At 67.6% G+C, this 18,237-nt stretch carries 16 protein-coding genes; all 16 read right to left on the reverse strand.

Translation table 11 applies throughout. From position 1 onward, the window contains the following. Positions 1 to 39 precede the first annotated feature (39 nt). A complete protein-coding gene (locus tag OJA40_RS06635) occupies positions 40 to 684 on the reverse strand; it encodes a hypothetical protein (protein WP_263810161.1) in 645 nt (214 codons plus the stop codon). Between the two features lie 144 nt (positions 685 to 828). Then, complete coding sequence (locus OJA40_RS06640) at positions 829 to 2,724, reverse strand: methyl-accepting chemotaxis protein (protein WP_208427149.1); 1,896 nt, start codon at positions 2,722 to 2,724, stop codon at positions 829 to 831. Positions 2,725 to 2,830: 106 nt separating this feature from the next. Further along, positions 2,831 to 3,445 (reverse strand): ABC transporter substrate binding protein, encoded by a 615-nt coding sequence (locus tag OJA40_RS06645; protein WP_263810162.1) that lies wholly within the window; start codon positions 3,443 to 3,445, stop codon positions 2,831 to 2,833. A gap of 122 nt (positions 3,446 to 3,567) precedes the next feature. Then, a complete protein-coding gene (locus OJA40_RS06650; RefSeq protein WP_263810163.1) occupies positions 3,568 to 6,288 on the reverse strand; it encodes a methyl-accepting chemotaxis protein in 2,721 nt (906 codons plus the stop codon). A 241-nt stretch (positions 6,289 to 6,529) separates the two neighbouring features. After that, on the reverse strand, positions 6,530 to 7,213 hold the full coding sequence (locus OJA40_RS06655; RefSeq protein ID WP_263810164.1) for a lytic transglycosylase domain-containing protein: 684 nt from the start codon (positions 7,211 to 7,213) through the stop codon (positions 6,530 to 6,532). An 86-nt stretch (positions 7,214 to 7,299) separates the two neighbouring features. Continuing rightward, on the reverse strand, positions 7,300 to 8,400 hold the full coding sequence (locus OJA40_RS06660) for a protein-glutamate methylesterase/protein-glutamine glutaminase (RefSeq protein ID WP_208427557.1): 1,101 nt from the start codon (positions 8,398 to 8,400) through the stop codon (positions 7,300 to 7,302). 45 nt (positions 8,401 to 8,445) lie between these two features. Next, positions 8,446 to 10,365: a chemotaxis protein CheA gene (locus OJA40_RS06665; protein WP_208427556.1), complete on the reverse strand. Its 1,920-nt coding sequence runs from the start codon at positions 10,363 to 10,365 to the stop codon at positions 8,446 to 8,448. Positions 10,366 to 10,433: 68 nt separating this feature from the next. Beyond that, the gene (locus tag OJA40_RS06670) at positions 10,434 to 11,411 is read right to left on the reverse strand and encodes a hypothetical protein (RefSeq protein WP_263810165.1); all 978 of its coding nucleotides are present in this window, start codon (positions 11,409 to 11,411) and stop codon (positions 10,434 to 10,436) included. Between the two features lie 52 nt (positions 11,412 to 11,463). Then, complete coding sequence (locus OJA40_RS06675; RefSeq protein WP_043553480.1) at positions 11,464 to 11,835, reverse strand: response regulator; 372 nt, start codon at positions 11,833 to 11,835, stop codon at positions 11,464 to 11,466. Positions 11,836 to 11,903: 68 nt separating this feature from the next. Further along, the gene (locus OJA40_RS06680) at positions 11,904 to 12,782 is read right to left on the reverse strand and encodes a CheR family methyltransferase (RefSeq protein ID WP_263810166.1); all 879 of its coding nucleotides are present in this window, start codon (positions 12,780 to 12,782) and stop codon (positions 11,904 to 11,906) included. Between the two features lie 45 nt (positions 12,783 to 12,827). Continuing rightward, a complete protein-coding gene (locus tag OJA40_RS06685) occupies positions 12,828 to 13,346 on the reverse strand; it encodes a chemotaxis protein CheW (protein ID WP_263810167.1) in 519 nt (172 codons plus the stop codon). Positions 13,347 to 13,533: 187 nt separating this feature from the next. Continuing rightward, a complete protein-coding gene (locus tag OJA40_RS06690) occupies positions 13,534 to 14,835 on the reverse strand; it encodes a flagellar hook protein FlgE (protein WP_263810169.1) in 1,302 nt (433 codons plus the stop codon). A 187-nt stretch (positions 14,836 to 15,022) separates the two neighbouring features. Next, positions 15,023 to 15,421 carry a TIGR02530 family flagellar biosynthesis protein gene (locus OJA40_RS06695; RefSeq protein WP_208427435.1) on the reverse strand — a complete coding sequence of 133 codons (399 nt, stop codon included), beginning with the start codon at positions 15,419 to 15,421 and terminating at the stop codon, positions 15,023 to 15,025. A gap of 47 nt (positions 15,422 to 15,468) precedes the next feature. After that, positions 15,469 to 16,191 (reverse strand): flagellar hook assembly protein FlgD, encoded by a 723-nt coding sequence (locus tag OJA40_RS06700; RefSeq protein WP_263810170.1) that lies wholly within the window; start codon positions 16,189 to 16,191, stop codon positions 15,469 to 15,471. A gap of 81 nt (positions 16,192 to 16,272) precedes the next feature. Beyond that, positions 16,273 to 17,241, reverse strand: coding sequence for a hypothetical protein (locus tag OJA40_RS06705; protein WP_263810171.1), 969 nt, complete (start codon positions 17,239 to 17,241; stop codon positions 16,273 to 16,275). A gap of 729 nt (positions 17,242 to 17,970) precedes the next feature. Continuing rightward, complete coding sequence (locus tag OJA40_RS06710) at positions 17,971 to 18,219, reverse strand: hypothetical protein (protein ID WP_263810173.1); 249 nt, start codon at positions 18,217 to 18,219, stop codon at positions 17,971 to 17,973. Between the last annotated feature and the right edge of the window lie 18 nt (positions 18,220 to 18,237).

Raw genomic sequence — 18,237 nt, forward strand, 5'->3', positions numbered from 1 at the left:
GAACGCTGAGCGTGCATGAGACGGTGGCGGAACGACGCCTCACCGGAGGCACATCCCTCCGATGCATCCGGTCGTTCCGTCTTCGCGCATCGAGCAGCCAAAGACGAATGTCTCCGTGTCTGCCGGGCGGGCACCGGTGAGAAGGGCCCGGAGGGCGGCGCGCCCCGCGTTGTCGCCTTCGTGCCCCCGCCCCGCCGTGATGCCGCCCTGAAACCGGAGCGCGCCCTCGGGCCCGTAGAGCAGAACCTGGCCCGATGTCTGCACCCCGAACCGGTCGGTCTCGCGTCCGCCCGGGTCCCGGCGGGGACGCACGCCGGTTACCGACTCGGCCCGGCGCCAGAGGGACGTCGTGACCCAGCCCGGCTCGACCGGCTCCGGCCGCAAAAAGACAGCGTGGGCGCGCACGGTGTCCCGCACGTGGCGCATGAGGCGCGCCAGCTCCTCCATCGTCGCGTCGGTGCACGGACAGTGCGGATGGACGAACACGAGCAGCGTCGCCCCCTGGTCGGCCGGTTCGATGCGGCTCTCGGCCGGCCAGTCGGCGGGGGGCTGGGCGGGCGTTCCGGGCGCGTTCTGGTAGCTCGTCAACAGCACGAACCCGCTCCCCACCGCCGCCGCCCAGAGGATCACGGCAATCCACCCCACCGGGCGGGTCGTCCAGATGTCGAAGGCGGGGCGCTGCATGACGCGGGGCGGGCAAAAGAAATCCGGCGCACCTATAATTATCGGCGCGCCGGAGCGGACCTTAAGTGTCCGGTGGTTCCGTGCTCCCTCTTTCCGAGGACGTCAAAATTGAATGCCCCCAGGGACGGGGCGTGTGCCCCGCAGCTAGGCGGTTCCAACTGCCGCCCCGTTGGGGCCGGACGCCGACACGTTCGGGGCGGGCTCCAGCGCCGCCTCGTCCTGACGGGTGGAGGCGCTTCCCCCTGCCCCGGAGACGTCGAACTGTTCGATGAGGTCGCTCAGGTCGTCGGCCTGCCGGGACATGTCGTCGGCCATCTCCGCCAGCTGGTTCGTCGAGTTCGACACGCTGTCGGCAACGCCGGAGATCGACTCGACGCTCTCGGCAATCTGGGTCGTCGTGGCCGACTGCTCCTGGGTGGCCGCCGCGATCTCGTCGATCGTCGCCGCCATGTCGTCGATGGAGGCGGTGATCTCGTCGAGGGCATCGGAGGCCTCCTCCGTGAGGGCGAGCCCGCTCTCGACCTCGTCGGTGCCCTTCTCCATCGCGGCCACGACCTCGTCGATTTGCTCCTGAATCTGCACGACCACGTCCGAAATCTCCTGGGTTGCGGAGGTGGTCCGCTCGGCCAGCTCTCGGACCTCGTCGGCCACTACGGCGAAGCCTTTTCCCTCCTCGCCGGCGCGCTGGGCCTCGATGGCGGCGTTGAGGGCGAGGAGATTCGTCTGATCGGCGATGTCCTCGATGACCTGCACGATGTCGCCGATCTCGGCGCTCGCCTCACCAAGGGCCGACACCTTGTCGGAGGAGGAGTTGACCACCTCTACGATGCGCTCCATCGCCTGGGTGGTGCGGTTGAACACCTTCTCGCCCCGCTCCGCGAGCTCCGACGCCTCCCGGGCCTTCTCGTTGGTGCGCTCGGCGTGCTCGGAGGACGACGCCACGGTCGACGACATCTCCTCGACGGCCGCCGCCACCTCCGTCGTCTGTTCTGCCTGCTCTTCGGTCCCGGCCGACATCTCCGCGGCCGTCGAGGCCGTCGTCTCCGCGGCCGCCGAGAGCTGGCTGCTGGTGGTCTCGACCTCCTGAATGAGGTCGGCGAGCTGGTCGATCATCGCGTTGACCTGCTTCATGAGCTGGCCCACCGCATCGTCCTGCCGTACGGTCAGCCGCTGGGTCAGGTCGCCCTGCTCCACGGCCGACAGCACGTCGGAGATGCGATTGAACTGCTCGCGCAGATACTCCTGCTCCTCCTCGGCCTCGTGCTGGAGGGTCTCGGCCTTCTCCAGGGCCTCTTCGGCCTGGACCGATTTCTCTTCCAGGGCCTCGGTTTTCTCCCGGCTCGCCGTCACCATCGCGTTGAAGGCATCCGCAAGCTGCCCAATCTCATCCCCTTGGTCCGCGTCGACATGCACGTCCAGGCGGCCGTCCCGCACCGCCTCCGCCGCCTCGCGGAGCGCGTCGACGGGGCGGGACACAGTGCGCCGCAGCACCACCACGATGAACACGCCCAACAGCCCAATGCCGAAGACGATTCCCCCCGCGATCAGGTAGCTTGTCTGTTTCGTCTCCTGCAGGACCGTGGACGGCATGACCGTGAGCACCGACCCAATGGCCTCCCCGTCACTCATGACGTCCGACGTGGCGGCCAGCACGGACGTGCCGTCGGTGGTCTCGACCCACCGGGCGCCCGCCTCGTCGTCCACCTTGCGGGCCGAGGACGGAAGCGTCTCGTCGAGTCCGTACGAGGCAATGCGGGTCCCATTGGGGCCGTAGAACCCGCCCGCAAGGGCCGAGCTGCCCTCAACGGCCCGCTTGAGGGTCTCCTTCAGGCCTGCCTTGTCGGCCATTTTGATCTTCACGATGGACTGCTGCCCCACCGTCTCCGCCATCAACTGCCCACGCCGCTCTACCTCAAGCTCAGTCTGGTTCAGGGAGTAGAATACGAACGAGAGAAAGAGAACGATGAAGCCCACGGCCCCGATCGTCAGGAGCAAGGCGAATCGGGTGCTGAGGTTCAGATCTGTAAATCGTAGCGACATGAGTTTGAAAATCAAGGATGGTACGGGTAACTGACGTCCGAAGAGGGGACGCGCCTACGCCCTCCACCATGCCCAGACCGGCGCCGTCCCGCCCGAGGGCCTCCTGTTAGTTGGCCGACGCAATCAACTCCGTGTTCGACTGGTATTTCTCGGGGACCTTGAGCTCCGTGGCCTTTGCCGCCTGCTCGTTGAGGAGGATCTGAATCGCTCCGCCGCTCTTCGCAATCGCCACCGGCGCGCCGGCGTCGACCCAGTCGCGGCTCGGCGCCACCAGGGGGATGCCCTTCTTGATGGTGTTCTTGATCAGGTACTTTCGGGGCGCCGAGGCATTGACGATCCCGTCGTTTTCAATCACCCAGATGGCCTGGACGTCGTGCTTGCGGGTCAACACCCGAAACTGCTCCGCGACACCGCTCTGGTCCTCAACGTATCCCACGTAGAGCTTGCCTTGGATGGCGGCGACGGCCCGGTTGGCCCGCTCGATCATCTTCTCCTGGTTGGCGGCGCCCTTTTTCCAGATAAGGCCGACGCGCTCTACGTCCGGGCGCATCTTGTTCAGAAAAAACATCTGCTGCACCAGCCCGGCACTCTGGCGGGTCGTCGTGGGCGGAGGGGCGTCGGCGGGGGTTATGTCCGCCGTGGGCGACGGTCCGGCGGGGGCCGGTGTGGTGCCCACGGCCACGAAGGCAACGAGGAGGGAAAGAAATCCGAGAGAACGCATGCGCATGGTGCAAGGGGCTTGCGTGAAGAGAATCGAGCATCGGGAAGAAACGCACTCCACCGTTAGGTATCGGCGGCGACCGAGAAATCTTAAACGAGAACGTCACCTCTTTCCCCTTGCCTTCACCGTTCTTTCGAAACCATCCTCGACGACTCGGCACCCCGGAGGGGCTCTTCGTCGGAGCACTGATCAGCGCCCGTAGCCCGGTGGGATGTTTGGGCGCCGTCGGGCCCCCCCGCCCGGCTGGACGTGGGCGCGCCCCCGTGCGCCGCGGCGTGCTCGCCGCGCACGAGTTGGAACCGCTGGACGCTCTCGCGCAGCGTCTCGGTCAGCGCGTTGAGGTCGGCGGCCGACCCGGCCACCTGGGTCACCGAGGCGGACGACGCCTGGGCGGCCGTAGAAATCGACTGGACGCTCTGGGCAATCTCTTCGCTGGTGGTGGACTGCTGCTCGGAGGCCGCCGCGATCTCGTCGGCCATTTCTTCGACCTGATCAATCGACTCGACAATCTCGTCGAGGACCGTCCCGGCCTCGTCGGCCAGCTCTAGTCCCTCCTCGACCCGGCGGGTGCCCGCCCGCACCGCCTCGACGGCCTCGCCCGTTTCCGACTGCACCTGGTCGATCATCTCGGCGATCTCGTCGGTGGCCCGGTCGGTCCGTTCGGCCAGCGTGCGCACCTCCTCGGCCACCACGGCGAAGCCCTGCCCCTCCGCTCCGGCCCGGGCCGCCTCGATGGCGGCGTTGAGCGCCAGCAGGTTCGTCCGGTCGGCAATCTCGTCGATCGTCTCCACGATTTCGCCGATTTCTTCGCTGGACGCCCCGAGCCGCTCGATCGTCTCGGCCGACTGGTCGACCACCTCGGCGATCTCCTCGATTTTGGTCGCCGCGTCGTCCACCACCTCCCCCCCTCGCCGGGCTTGTCTGCCACCCGCCTCCGCGGCGTCGGCCGTGCGCTGGGCGCTCTTGGCGTTCTCGTTAATGGTCTGGTTGAGCTTCTCCACCGCCGCGGCCACCTCTTCGGACTGGGCCGACTGCTCCTCGGCGCTGGCCGCCATCTGCTCACTGGACGTGTTGATCTGCCCGGCCGACGCCGAGGTCGACTCGGCCACCTCCCGCACCTTTCCGACCATCCGACGCAGGTTGTTGACGGCCCGGTTGAACCCTTCGAACAGGCGCTCCATCTTGTTGTCGGTGCGGTCGATGTCGAGCTGCACCGTGAGGTCCCCGTTTGCGAACCGATCCATCGCCGCCATCATTGTGTCGATGCTCTCCTCCAGGTCGGCCCGCTGCTGCTCGACGCGGTCCCGCGCCTGCTCCGCCTCCTGCGTGGCCCGCCGGGCCTCCTCTTCCTTCGCCGCCGCGTCGTTCAGGGCCTCCCGGTTCTGGTCGACCATCTCGTTGAACGCCGCCGTCAGTTCCCCCACCTCGTCCTGTCCCTCCACGGGCACGGTGGCGTCCAGGGTGCCGGCCGTCACCTTCTTCGACGCGTCCCGGAGCGCCATGATGGGCCGGGTGAATGAGCGCACGAAGAGGAGGGCGATCCCGCCCGCCAGCACCAGCAGCCCGCCCCCCCACAGCCCGATCCGCCCCGTCAGGGCGTCGACGGCGGCGAGGGCCTCGTCGCGGTCGATCTTCGACACAACAGCCCAGTTGACCCCCTCCAGGTCGACCGGCCCGTAGGCGCTCAAAACCTCCTTCCCCCGGTAGTCGGTGTCCATCTTCTCCCCTGCATTTCCGGTCAGGGCCCGGTCGACCGCCTCCATGCGCGCCTCTTGCTGGAGGATCGTGGTATTCAGGGCGTCCACCCGGCCGACCGTCTCGTCCTCGTACCCCTGAGCGCGAAGGGTCTCCAGGTACGCCTCTTTGTCCTCGAGGAGGAAGCGAGAGTCGTTCCGCATCCGTCCATCCGGACCGACCAGGACCGTCTCGCCGGTCTGCCCAAGCCCCTCGGCGCGCCAGTCCTGTCCGCCCGTCAGGGTCTCGTTGATCTCCCCGATGGGCATCTGGAAGACGAGCACCCCAATCACCTCGCCCGCGTCCGTAATGGGCGACGCGATGAACGACGCCGGGGCCCCGTACGACGGACCATACGCCGCAAAATCGGTGAGGCGGCTCTCTTCGCCGGCTCCAGCTTTTCGGGCCGCCCGGAACGCCTCGGCAAGATTGCTGTCCCGGTACGGCCCGTCGAGCAGGCTCGTCCCGAAGTCGACCTCCTTCTGCACGGAATACACGATGTGCCCGTTGCCCGGCTCCACCAGGACGAGGTCGTCGTAGTTGAACGCGTGGAGGAGCCGGCGGAAGTCGTCGTGGTACCTGGCGTGCGGCACGTGGTACACCTCCCAGCCCTCCCCCGGTCGGTCCAGTTCGTCTTTCTCGCCAACCGGATGGGGATTGGAGGCGATGTACTTGTTTTGCAGATACTGGATGTGCCCCTCCTCCGGCACGTATGCCTCGGCCGACGCCTCTTCACCGGTGCCCTCTTCGAGACGGGGCACAAACTCGTCCTCGTAGTACGTCCGCACGGCCGCCGTTCCCCCTCCAATCGGAGCGGCGTTGCGGGCGTCCAGCACCTGAAAGGCCGACCGAAATTTCCGCATTGCCCGCACCGTCCGGTCGTCTTTCGACGTCGTGACGACCTGTCGTCGGAGGTCCTCGACGTACGCCTCAACGGCGTTGGCCTTGTTCGCCTGCACCCCCGCCAGCCGCCCGAGGGCTTCGGATTCGAGGCGTTGCCGCGCACTGGAGTGCCCGATCCATCCCATGATGCCCACCGAGAGGCCCCCGATACTTAGGAGTGTGAGGAGGAGCTTCGCCCGGATGCTTAGGTCTCGAAGTCGAGGCATGACGGAGAAGACGTGCTGGCGGAACCAGTGAGGAGCAGTCGTGCGGGGATGGAGGTTTAGCGCCGGCCCGGCCCCATGAAAGCAGTCCCCCTTCCCGAGAATCCCTTCCCGAGAATCCCTTCCCGAGAATCCCTTCCCGAGAATCCCTACTCGGAACGTCCTTCCGCTCGGGACGACCGTCTCGGGTCGGGAGGGCCACCCGCCCATTCCGGCAGCCGAGGGCCGCGGGGCGAAGGGACCACTACGGGGCCCGGGCGTCCTGACGTCGGAAGAAGAGGTAGAAGGCGTTCACGCGGCGGATGAGCCCCACCGTTTCCTCGTAGGGGGGCGTGCCGCGGTACTGGCGCACCCGGCCCGGGCCCGCGTTCCACGCCCCGACGGTCCGGGCCAGGTGGTCGCCGAACTCCGCGTTGTAGCGGTCGAGCAGGTAGCAGCCGATGAGGATGTTGAGGGCCGGGTCCTTCAGGTCCTCGGCCGATAGGCGGCGGAGGCGGCGTCGGTCGACGAACCGGAACTCGTATCCGGTGTCGTAGAGGGCACGGGCGGCCCGGCGCCCCGTCTCGGGCCGGATCTGCAGGAGCCCGATGGCCCCGGCCGACGACACGGCGCGGGGGCGAGCGGCCGACTCGGCCGCAATCAGGGCCCGCACGAAATTGGTGCTCAGGTTGACCCCGCTTCGGGTGTACGCCAGCCCGGAGAAGTACCGGACGTACGAGTCGTAGTCCCGGAGGCGACGCCGGGTCGAACGGGCCGGGGCCTTGGGGCGCGTGTTCTGGGCCACGTGCCGCACATGCGCGTCGACGTGGGGCCCCGTCTGCCCCCACGCGGGCGGAACGCCCGGAACGGCCCCCAGGGCGGCAAGGAGGAACAGCGCCCCGCCCGCGAGGAGAGCGCGGGTCAGAAACCGAGAGGTGTTGGGTGCCATAGCGGAGCAGTGTCATTGGGCCACGACCGTCTGCCCTTGAACCGCACAAACTGCGTGCCTTCGTTCTGCCGAGGCCCCGGCCGCCACTACGGGCGGGCCGGGGCCCCCGCGGCCTTTTGCATCGCATCGGGCAGGTCATCGAGCGGAAACGTCGCGTCCGCGAGTCCCGCCTCCGCAACAGCACGCGGCATCCCGTAGACCACGGAGGTGTCCTCGTCCTGGACGTAGACGGTCCCCCCGTCGTCCTGGATGCGCCGGGCCCCCTCCAACCCGTCCTTCCCCATGCCCGTCATGACGAGGGACAGCACGTCTTCCCGGCACGCTTCGACGGCGGACCGGAAGAGGACGTTCACCGATGGCCGATGGGAGTCGCCCGCCGGCTCCGCCGGCGTACGGGTCGTGAGGGCCCCCTTGCGTCGCTCCACCGTAAGGTGGCGGTCCCCCGCCGCGACGACGACCCGTCCCGGTTCGAGAAGCATCCCGTCTTCGGCCTCGGCCACCGCGAGTTCGCTGAGCGAATCGAGGCGATCGGCCAGCGAGCGCGTGAACTGGGCCGGCATGTGCTGCACAATCGCGACCGGCAGCGGAAACGCGGCGGGCAGGGCCGGGATGACGTGCTGGAGGGCCATCGGCCCGCCGGTGGACACGCCGATAACGGCCAACTCGTAGGAGCCCCCCGTCGCGGTGTCGGTGCCGGACGACGTGGGGGCAGGGGAGGACGATGTTTCCCGGGAGCCCGTCGACGACGCCGTCTCGGCAGGGGGAGGCCCGCCCCCCCGGAACAGCCGCGCGTTCGAATTTGCGAGGGCTCGCACCTTGTCGAGCAGTTTTTCCTCGACGTCGTTGGCCCGGAGGGTGGCACTGGACGCCCCCTTCGACAGAAAATCGGCCGCGCCCGCCCGCATCGCCTTCATCGTCACCTCGGCCCCCTTCTCCGTGAGGGAACTCAGCATGAGGATGGGACGGGGGGACGCCTCCATGATGTGGCGGACGGCCTCGATGCCATTCATCTTCGGCATCTCGACGTCCATCGTTACCACGTCGGGCTCCAGTCGACGCGCCTTTTCGACCCCGGCCTCGCCGTTTGTGGCCGTGTCCACGACGGTCGTATCGTCGGCCTGCTCGAAAATCCGCGAGATGGCCTTCCGCATCACCAACGAATCATCAACGACGAGCACTCGGATCATAGCGATGAAAAGAGACCAGAATGGGGGCTGTCAGTGGAACGGGGGCTACTTCGAGGATGCGGCCGGCACCCCGTTCGCGCCGGCGGCCTCGGTGCCTTCCTCCTCGGCGGCAAATTCTTCGTGCTGGATCATCTCCCCAATGTCGAGCACCATGATCACCTGGCCGTCGCCCAGGATGGTGGACCCGGCAATGCCCGGCACCGACTTGAGGTAGTCGCCCAGTGATTTGATGACGACCTCCTCTTGGGAAATGAGTTCGTCGACGACCAGCGCGGCGCGGCGATGGGCCACGTTCACCACGACGGCGTACGCGTCCTGCTCCTCGGTGAAGCGGTCGGCCCGCTGCCCCCCGGCGTCGGGGGACTGTACGTCCAGCACGTCCCCGAGGCGCATCACCGGAATCACCTGGTCCCGGTGTTCGATGACCTCCCCCTCCTGGATCGTGTCGATCATGCCCGGCTCCAGGCGCACCGCCTCCGCGACGGCGTAGAGCGGGATCGCGAAGGTTTCCGCTCCGCTCCGCACCAGCATGCTCTGGAGGATCGCAAGCGTGAGGGGGAGCTTCAGCGTAAACCGGGTGCCCTCTCCGGGGGTCGAGTCGATGTCGATGGTTCCGTTGAGCTCGGCCAGATTGGTCTTCACCACGTCCATGCCGACCCCGCGTCCGGACACCTGCCCCACCTCCTCGGTGGTCGAGAACCCCGGGCGGAAGATGAGCTGGTACGCCTCCGAGTCGCTCAGGTCCGTCGCCTCGTCCTCGGTCAGCACGTCCTTCTCGACGGCCTTCTGCCTCAGGGCGTCCGGGTCGAGGCCGGCGCCGTCGTCGGCGATTTCGATGATGATGTGATTGCCGGCGTGGGACGCCGACAGGTGAATTTCGCCGCGCGGGTCTTTGCCCTTTTCCTTCCGCTCCTCGGGGGGCTCGATGCCGTGGTCCGCCGCGTTGCGCACGAGGTGCAGCAGCGGGTCCCCAATCTCCTCGACGAGCGACTTGTCCAGCTCCGTGTCCTCCCCCTCCACCGTCAGGTCGATCTGCTTGTCGAACTCGCGGGCCAGGTCGCGCACCACGCGTGGGAACTTGCCAAAGACCTGCCCCACCTCCACCATGCGCGTCTGCATGATGGCGCTCTGCAGCTCCGTGGTCGTGTAGTCGACCTTGTCGCTCGCCTCCTCCAGCTCTCCCAGCAGAGAGTCGAGACGGAGGCGCTCGTCCGTGTCGGCACGCGCGTCGTGCTCGGTGCGGGCCTCCGTGATGAGCTGGAGAAGCCGGTTGCGCCCCAGCACCAGTTCGCCCACCAGGTCCATCAGTTGATTCAGTCGGCTCACCTCCACGCGGATGGTATCCGGCGCTTGTCGCCCCGAGTCGCCGCCCCCCCCGTCGCCGTCGGTGCTCGCGGTGTCGTCCGACGGCTCGCCCGCGTCGGACGAGGCGGCCCCCTCCGTGTCGCCCGTTTCGTTCGCGTCCGCCGGCTCGTCGGCACCCCCGGAGGCGTCGCCCCCAACCTCTTCGGGCGCCCCTCCGTCCGGATCCGGCAGCGAGACCGATCCGGCCTCGAACGTGCCCTCGTTGATCGCCTCGAGGGCATCGAGCAGGGGCTCCAGGTCGAGGGGCTCCAGGTCGCGGTCGACGACCTGCTGGGTGAGCACCTTCATGTGGTCGAAGGCACACAACATCACGTCGGTCATGGCCGGCTCGAAGTCCACCTCCTGCTCCCGCATCGCGTCGAGCACCTCCTCGAACCGGTGCGCGAGCGTGCTGAGCTGTTCGAGGTCGAGGAAGCCCGCCGTGCCTTTGACCGTGTGCACGTCGCGGAAGACGCTGTCGACGAGCTCTTCGTCCTCGGGCGTTTTTTCGAGCTGGAGGAGATCCCCCTCAAGACCGTCGTAGATCTCCGTGGCCTCCACCACGAAGCTCTCGACGATCTCCTGCATGCCGTCGTCGTGAATAGGGTGCTGTTCGCTCATGGGACCGGAAGCAACTTGTGCGCCTTGTGAAGAACCTGGGGCCGCGCGGGGCGCGTCGGGCGCGGGCCCTACTGAAAAAGCTCGTCGATTTCTTCCTGGGAGGCCGCCTCGCCCCCCTCGTCGCCCCCGCCGGAGCCGCCCCCGCCGTCGTCGAACATGTCGTCGATGTCGGACTGAGAAGCAGCCGTTCCGCCTCCGTTCGAAGAGGACGCCCCCGAGGACGCCCCGTTCGAGGACGCGGACTGAGACGAGGCGCCGTTTGTCCCGCCGCCGCTATTCCGCCCTGTCGGTGCGCCCCCGCCATCGCCCGCCACTACGTCGTCGGCCATGCGCTGCTTGTCGTCGGAGCGGTCGTACTCGGCATTCATGTTGAACGCGGCCGTGCGCGAGGGCTCCCCCGACGGCGCCTCGCTCCGGTCGGCCTGTCCCGTTCCGAGCCGGGCCAGCAGCGCGTCGATCCGGTCGCGGACCGTCTCGATGAGGTGATTCACGCTGGAGAGCTGCTGCTCGGTGACGTCCTGCACCTGCAGGGACATCATAATCTGATTCATCCGGTCCCGGATGGGGGACAGGGAGTCGCGGGTCTCCTGGAGCTGGGCCGCCCACTCATCGCGCAGGTCCTGCTTCCGGCCCTGAATGCGCGCCACCTCGTCCAGCAGCTCCTCGTGCCCCTCGCCGAGCTCCTCCCGCAGCAGGGCCAGAACCTGGTTGTCGGCCTTCGCCTCCTTGGCGAACTGCTCCTCGAGCGTCGACAGCTGGTCCTCGATGCTCCGGAGGTCTTTCAGGACCTCGTCGGAGTGGTCGAGGATCTCGCTCGTGGCCACCTCGGTGGCCTCCGACACGCTTTTGAGGTGTTCGGTGGCGCGCTCCATGTGTCCGGAGCGCGTCCGGATGGTGGTGTTCACCTCTTCGAGAAGCACGGTGATGTCCTGGACGAAGTCGAAGAGCTCGTCCAGAAAGGGGGCAAACCGACGGCTGAGCACAAAGATCGCCTGCAGCTCGTCCAGCTTGTCCAGGAATTCTTGGACTTGCGGGCGCGATGACATAACAGAAGAAAGCAGTTACGTACGGGACAAAGACAATGGGGCACGAAGACGCCTACGCAGCCGCCTCGAGGCAGCTATCCACCTTCTCCTCGAGCACCTCCGGCTCGAAGGGCTTCACGATGTAGTTATTCACCTCCGCCTTCATGGCGGTCTTCACGTCCTCCTTCATGCCTCGGGTGGTAATCATCAGGATCGGGAGGTCCGAGTACTCGGGGTGATTTCGGATGTTGCTAGTGAGGTCCACCCCGTTCATGTTGGGCATATTCCAGTCGGTGACGACGAAGTCCGGGGCGTTTTCCTCCAGCTTTTCCAGCGCGTCCTCGCCGTCCTCGGCCTCCACAATGTCGTCGTAGCCGATCTCCTGGAGGGCATTCCGGATGATGCGGAGCATCGTAGGCGAGTCGTCGACGATCAGGAACTTCATGGGCACAGCAAAGGGGGTTAGTGAAAACAAATGCGTGTGAGTGAACGGCTACCGTCGGGGCGCCCCCGTCATCCTCGCGAGGAGACCGACCCGTTGGTCGGGCGCCGGTAGGCGAGCGCGCCTTCGTGGCGGACGGGCTCCAGCGGGACGTCGAGCCCCCCGAGCGCCTCCGAGCCGCCGACGAACAAGTAGCCGCCCGGACGGAGCGACCGGTACAGGCCTTGGAGCACGTCCTTTTTGGAGGTCTCGTTGAAGTAGATGAGCACGTTGGCACACATGATGAGGTCGAAGTTGCGCATCCGCCGCATGTCCCGGGCGTCGGTCAGGTTGAGGGGCCGGAACTCCACCATGTCGCGGATCGCGGGGTCGACCACGAAGGCCTCGCCCGACTGATCAAAGTAGTCGCGCAGGTAGGCCGGCGGCACGTTCCGGACGGACCGTTTTCGGTAGCGGCCCGCGCGGGCCTCCTCCAGCACCGCGGTGTCGATGTCCGTCCCCACAATCTCGTAGTCCATGCGCGGGTGGCGCGGCGCAAGCGCCTCCCGGATCAGAATCGCGAGCGAGTAGGCCTCGTCGCCGGCCGAGCAGGCCGCGCTCCAGAGCCGCATGGGGCCCGACCGTTCCTGCTGGTGCAGCCGCACCAATTCGGGAAGGATGGTGTCCTCCAGGGCCTCGAACTGCGACGGGTGCCGAAAAAAAGCCGTTTCGTTGATTGTCACCGCGTTCACCAGTCGCGCAATCTCCCTGGTGTCCCCCTGCTCCAGACGATCCGCGTACGTCTCGAAGTCGGGCACGTCCTGTGCCAGGAGGCGCGGCCTGACTCGGCTTTCGAGGAGGTATCGCTTCTCGTCGGGAAAGTCGATGCCGGCATGCTCGCGCACGAGGTCGCGGAGGCGGTCAAACGTTTGTCTGGAGAGCGACGCCTCTGCTGCGGACGGTTTTTTCATATGTGCCTCCTCAGGGAGAAATTGCTAGGAGCGTTCGGGGACCCGTCATGCCGCGACGCCTTGTGCGGCGGCCGCGTCGGCCTCGTCTTCCTCCATGCCCTGCAGGGCCTCGGCCTCCTCCTCGGAGAAGATGCCGTCCAGGTCCAGCAGAATGAGGAGCCGCTCGTCGAGCTTCGCCACGCCCCGCAGGAAGTGCGTGTCGATGTTTGTGGCAAGGTCGGGGGCCGGCTCGATCGTGCTCTCCTCCACGCGGAGGACTTCGCGGACGGAGTCGGTCACGAACCCGACCGTCTGGTCCTGCAGCTCCACCACGAGAATGCGCGTGTCCTCGTCCTGGTCGCGCTCCGGGAAGCCGAGGCGCGTGCGCAGGTCAATGATCGGAAGGATGCGTCCGCGCAGGTTGATGACGCCCTCTACGAAGTCGGGCGCATGGGGCACGCGGGTGATCTCGACGGGACGGATGATTTCCTGCACCGTCAGGATGTCGACCCCGAATTCCTCCTCCGCCACGATGAAGCTGACGAACTGGCGGACGTCTTCGGTTTGCGAGTCGGGTTCGCGCATGGAAACAGAACAAGTCGACGATGAAAGAGAAGGGCGGCGGTTGAGACGGTCCACTTTCCATTATCGGCGGCCGAGCCGGATTCTTAACCCCTGGGGCCCCTCCCTCTAGTCCAACGCCGAGGCCTCGTCTCTTCCACAAGGCCCCGGCAAAGAGAAGCCAACAACACGTGGCGGCCGGCCAATCAGATTACCGCTTGAGCTGGACGGTCTGGTTGAGGACCTCGTCCGCGGTCGTGATGATCTGGGAGGAGGCCTGGTAGCTACGCTGGGCCTTGATGAGGTCGGAGAATTCCTTCGCGAGGTCCACGTTGCTCGACTCCAGCGACCCGGACACCACGGACGTCTGCAGGTCGCGGCCCGCACGTCCGAGCTGAAGGTCCCCTGAGGCGCCGGTCGTGGTGAAGAAGTTCTCGCCCTGCTGCTCCAGGCCGTTCGGGTTGTTGACGTCGCCGATGGCCAGCTGATATTCCTCCTCCTGCACCCCGTTGGTGTAGTTGAGCTGCAGCTTGCCCTCCGGCGTGAACTGAACGCCGGACAGCTCCCCCGACGAGTTGCCGTTCTGGCCCTGGAATTTCGACGTGGTCGAGCCACTGAACTGCGTAATGTCGCGCAGGCTGATGCCCAAGCTTTTGCCCCCTTGAACCGCATCACTCGTCCAGTCGAGACTCACCCCGTCGTTGGTCCCGTTGCCGTCTGGGTCGTACGCGTTGGTCACGCCTGAAATCGAGTCTACGGAACCGTCGTCCTTGAACGTGATCGTTCCGTTGGCGTCGCCCGGACCGCCTGCGTTGGCGTTTTGAAGGACGCCATCAGGGTCCTCTACGCTGAATGTCCACTCGTCATCGGTCGCCGTCTTTTCGAAGTTGAGGACCACGTTGTGGGCCTTCCCCTGCTCGTCGTAGACGACGCTTGAAATCTCACTCGTGTCCCCGTCGGTCGCGTCGGCCGAGAGGTTGCCCCCAACCTCCGCCTCGGTGGTGGCTTTCGCCGCGGACTGGGCATTGGGGTCGAACCGGATGTTCTTGAGCTCGCCCGTATCGGCCGTCCCGTCCTCCCCAACCTCCCAGCCCTGCACGTTCAGGCCGTTGGCCGTGACGAGTTCGCCGTCCTGGTTGAACGAGAAGTTGCCGGCCCGCGTGAGGCGACGCTGGTCGCTCGCCGCCCCGCTTTTGGGGCTGGCGACGAAGAATCCGTCCCCGTTCAGCGCGAGGTCGGTCTTGATGCCGGTGTCGTTGAGCGAGCCCTGCGAGAAGTTCCGGTCGATCGAGGCGACCGAGACGCCCCGCCCCACCTTCGAGGGGTTGATGGACGAGCCGCCCGCCGTGCGCCCCACGCCCAGAATCTCCTGGCCGAGCTCCTCACTGAACGCGGCCCGCTGGCGCTTGAAGGCCGTCGTGCTGGAGTTTGCGATGTTGTTGCTGACCGTGTCGAGGCGCGTCTGGTGACTTCGAAGCCCAGAGACGCCGATGCTCAAAGACTGAAGACTCATAGGTCTCAGGTGTGTTGTTGGAGAGAGATACGTCGAAACGAGCGCGGCCTCGGTCGGTCAGCCGCGCACCGGCGTCCCGTGCCTCGCTCCGCCATGGAGGCGAGGCGTGGGTCCCGCCGGGTGGTACCCGAAAAGCGATTCAGCAAGCGAGTCGGTAGGAGTGTGTCACGAGGGATGTTGGGGGGAGCTAGAGCCGGACGGCGCTGTCGATGTCCGTGAAGACCCGCCGCTGCATTTCGGTCTGGTCGAGGGCCGTGACGACGGTCCGGCTCGGCACGTTGACCACGAAGGCCGCGTCCTCGCGGAGGACGGCCGCGTCCTGGGCCCCCTTGTCGTCGAGCTGGTTCATGGCGTCGGCGAGGTCTTGGCGTTGGCCGGCGTCGAGCGAGATGTTGCGCTGCGCGACCCGCTGCTTGGCGTGGCCGGAGAGCTCAATGCCGTCCGTCTGCTCCTGCGCCGCCTCCAGGTGGTCGGCAAACGACGCCTCGTCCGTGTCTTTGGACGGAGCGTCGGGCGAGGACGGCTCCGACGGCGTCTGCCGGAGCGCGTCCGGCGGGACGCGTCCGTTTCGCTGGTGGACCGTCATGGGGACACCGCATTGCCCATTAAGAGCGGCGAAGAGGGAACCGGGGGCTACTGGGCCGCAATGCTCTGCACACGCCCCATCGACACCTGCGCCCCCCCAATGCGGAGGGACGTCTTCCCGTCCTTTAGCGTCACGCGATCGACGGTGCCCTCCAGTCGCGCGGTCCCCTCAATGGCGTCCCCGCTCCCGCCCGTGGCGCTGACCTCCACCGAATACGTGCCGTCGGGCACCTGTGCGCCCCCGTCCGCCGCGCCGTCCCAGGTGACCTCCGTGCTCTGCGATACATTCTCGAGGGTTTTCGTCCGCACCGCGTTGCCCCCCGCGTCGCGGATCGTGACCGTGGCCTCGGCGGCCGGGCGCTCCAGGTCGACCCCGAAGGTCGCCTCCCCCTCCCCCGTCCACCGCAGGGTGTTGCCCGAGGTCTTCACCGTGCGCCCGATGAGGTCGGTCGCGATGCCGTCGTTGATGCTCTGGGCCAGGGCCCCGTCGCTCGTTCCCTGCTCCTCAATCTGGCCGCTGATGTTGGTGAGCTGCTCGACGGAGCTAAACTGGGCCAGCTGTGCGGCAAAGTCTTTCCCCTTCATCGGGTTTGAGGGGTCCTGATTCTGAAGCTGCGTGGTTAGCAGCTTTAGAAAGTCGTTCTTGCCGAGGTTCGCCGAGGTGGCCTGCGAGAGGGCACCGTTGCCGCCCGATTCCCCGCCCTGCGAACCGTCTCCGTTCGGGAGGACGGCCGGGCTCGGCGCCGCGGACGATGCGAGGGACTCAATCATGTCGTGGGGGGACGTTGGTGTGTGGAACGCAAACAGTGAAGCACAAATGCTGGGGCGCAAACATCGTGCGGGCCGACGGGCCTACCCGATCCACTCCCGCCGGCCACGGCCGCGGAGGGAGGCGCCACTGGATTCATCCGCGTCGGTCGACTCGTCTCCGGGAGCCAGGGCGGAGGCCCCCTCGGCGGACGCCCCGTCCGAGGCCTGTTGGTCCGACTCGTTCGCGTCGCCCCCGCCAAAGGACAGGTCGACGTCGGTGCCGTACTGGGCCTGCATGGCGTCCTGGAGCTGACGCGCATTGGACGCCACCTGGGCCTGTACCCGGGTCTCGCTGAACCCGACCGACACGGCCGTCTGCTCCTGCCCCTGCCGGGCCTTGACGGTCATCGTGCCCTTGTCCTCGCCCAGCGACATCTCCAGGGCCTTCCACCCCCCCGCAAGTTCTGCCGTCCGCAGGGGGCCATTCTTTGCCGCGTTGAGCCACGCCGAGGGCATTGTGCGAGGGGGGGCCGACTTGCCGGTGGGACGCGCGTCCGCCTTGGCCTTCGACGCCGCGCCCGACCCGCCCCCGGACGCGCTTGTCCCCTTTCCGTCCGTCTGCGTGCCGCCGCTCGTCGAGGCGCCGTCCTGCGTCAGGGAGGCGCGGAGCGTACGGGCGTCGGACTCCCCCGACGTACTCGTGGACGAGGACGCGAGGGCCTGAAACCCAGGCCCGTTCTTCGGCCCCTGCGCCTGTCCCTTTTGCCCCTGCCCGTTCTGTCCGGGGCCCTGCCTCTGCTGGCCGCCGCCCTGCTGGCCCGTTCCGCCCCGCTGTCCCGATCGGCCCCGGCCTCGCCGTCCCGCAGACCGGGTGCCGTCCCGGGCCGTCCGGGCCGTCCGCCCCTCGTCTGTCCCCTCCCGCCCACGTCCCGACTCTGCGCCTCCCCCCTTCAGGGCGGACGGGGAGATCTGCTTCCCGCGCGTCCCGTCCTTCTTGGCGCTTCCTCCCGTCTTGGAGCCGGCCTCCTGGGGACGTCCAGCGCCCCCCCGTGCCTGTCCCTCCGAACGCACTCCGCTTGGGCGGGGCGATCGGCCTGCGTTCTGCCCCGGACGGCGCTTCTCGCCGGCGAGAAGCGTGCCCTCCTGGCCCGGGCCCCGGCCTCCCTTTCGGGCCGACGCCCCCGCCCGTTCGCCCTCGGGCATCCGCCTCACGGCCCCCTTCCCCTTGGAGGACGGCCCGTCTGATCCGTGGCCGGACCGGCCTTCTCCGGACTCAACGGCGATCGTGCCCGGCGATACCCGGCCCTGTTTTGCACGGCCCGACCCGGTCCCGGACGACGAGGCGCCGTTCGCCCCCGCTCCCCCCCCCTCCCGAGGCCCCGTGCCTGGCAGTTTGTTGCGTTCCGCCCTCCGTGCCGCCCGCCCCCTTCACCACGGGGACCGTCTTCTGTCCCCTCTGCGCCGACCGTGCCGTTCCGTCCCCCGACGTGAACGCCACTCGGCCCCAGCCCCCCCGGACCTGCGTCCCGCCCTCGGTCTTTTGCCCCGACGACGGGGCATTTCCCCCTTCCCCGCCGGCCCGCACCGCCCGGACGACGAGCGACCCCACGGTCTCACCTCCTCGTGTATTCTCTCCTCCGGCCGCGCTCTTGCCTCCAGCCGCGTGCAAAATGGGCATCAGTTTCACCGTCTCCGCCGAGGCCGACGGGCCGGCTCCGCTCGCCCTTTCGCCCTCGCCCGCAAGCAGGATTCGCTTCTGTGCCTTGCCCTCCCCGTTCCCGGCCCGAAGAAGCGCCCCGCCTAACAACGCCGCGAGCCCCCCTCCTCCCCGTCGGCCGTCTTTCCCTCAAGGCCGGCCGTCCCCTCGCCCCCCAACACGAAACGCTGGGCCGCGCGTCCCCCGCCCTCCGCGGCGGTTCCGGACGCACGTTGCACGCCGGACAAGATCGCCGGGAAGGCCGTGGCGCCCGTGCCCGCCTTCGCCTGCTTCGTGACGGGGGACTGCTGGGCGGCCTCTTCGGTCGGTCGCGTGAGGCGAATCGCTTGCATGGTAGAGAGGGCCCTCTG

This window comes from Salinibacter pepae, from assembly GCF_947077775.1.
Lineage (GTDB): Bacteria > Bacteroidota > Rhodothermia > Rhodothermales > Salinibacteraceae > Salinibacter > Salinibacter pepae.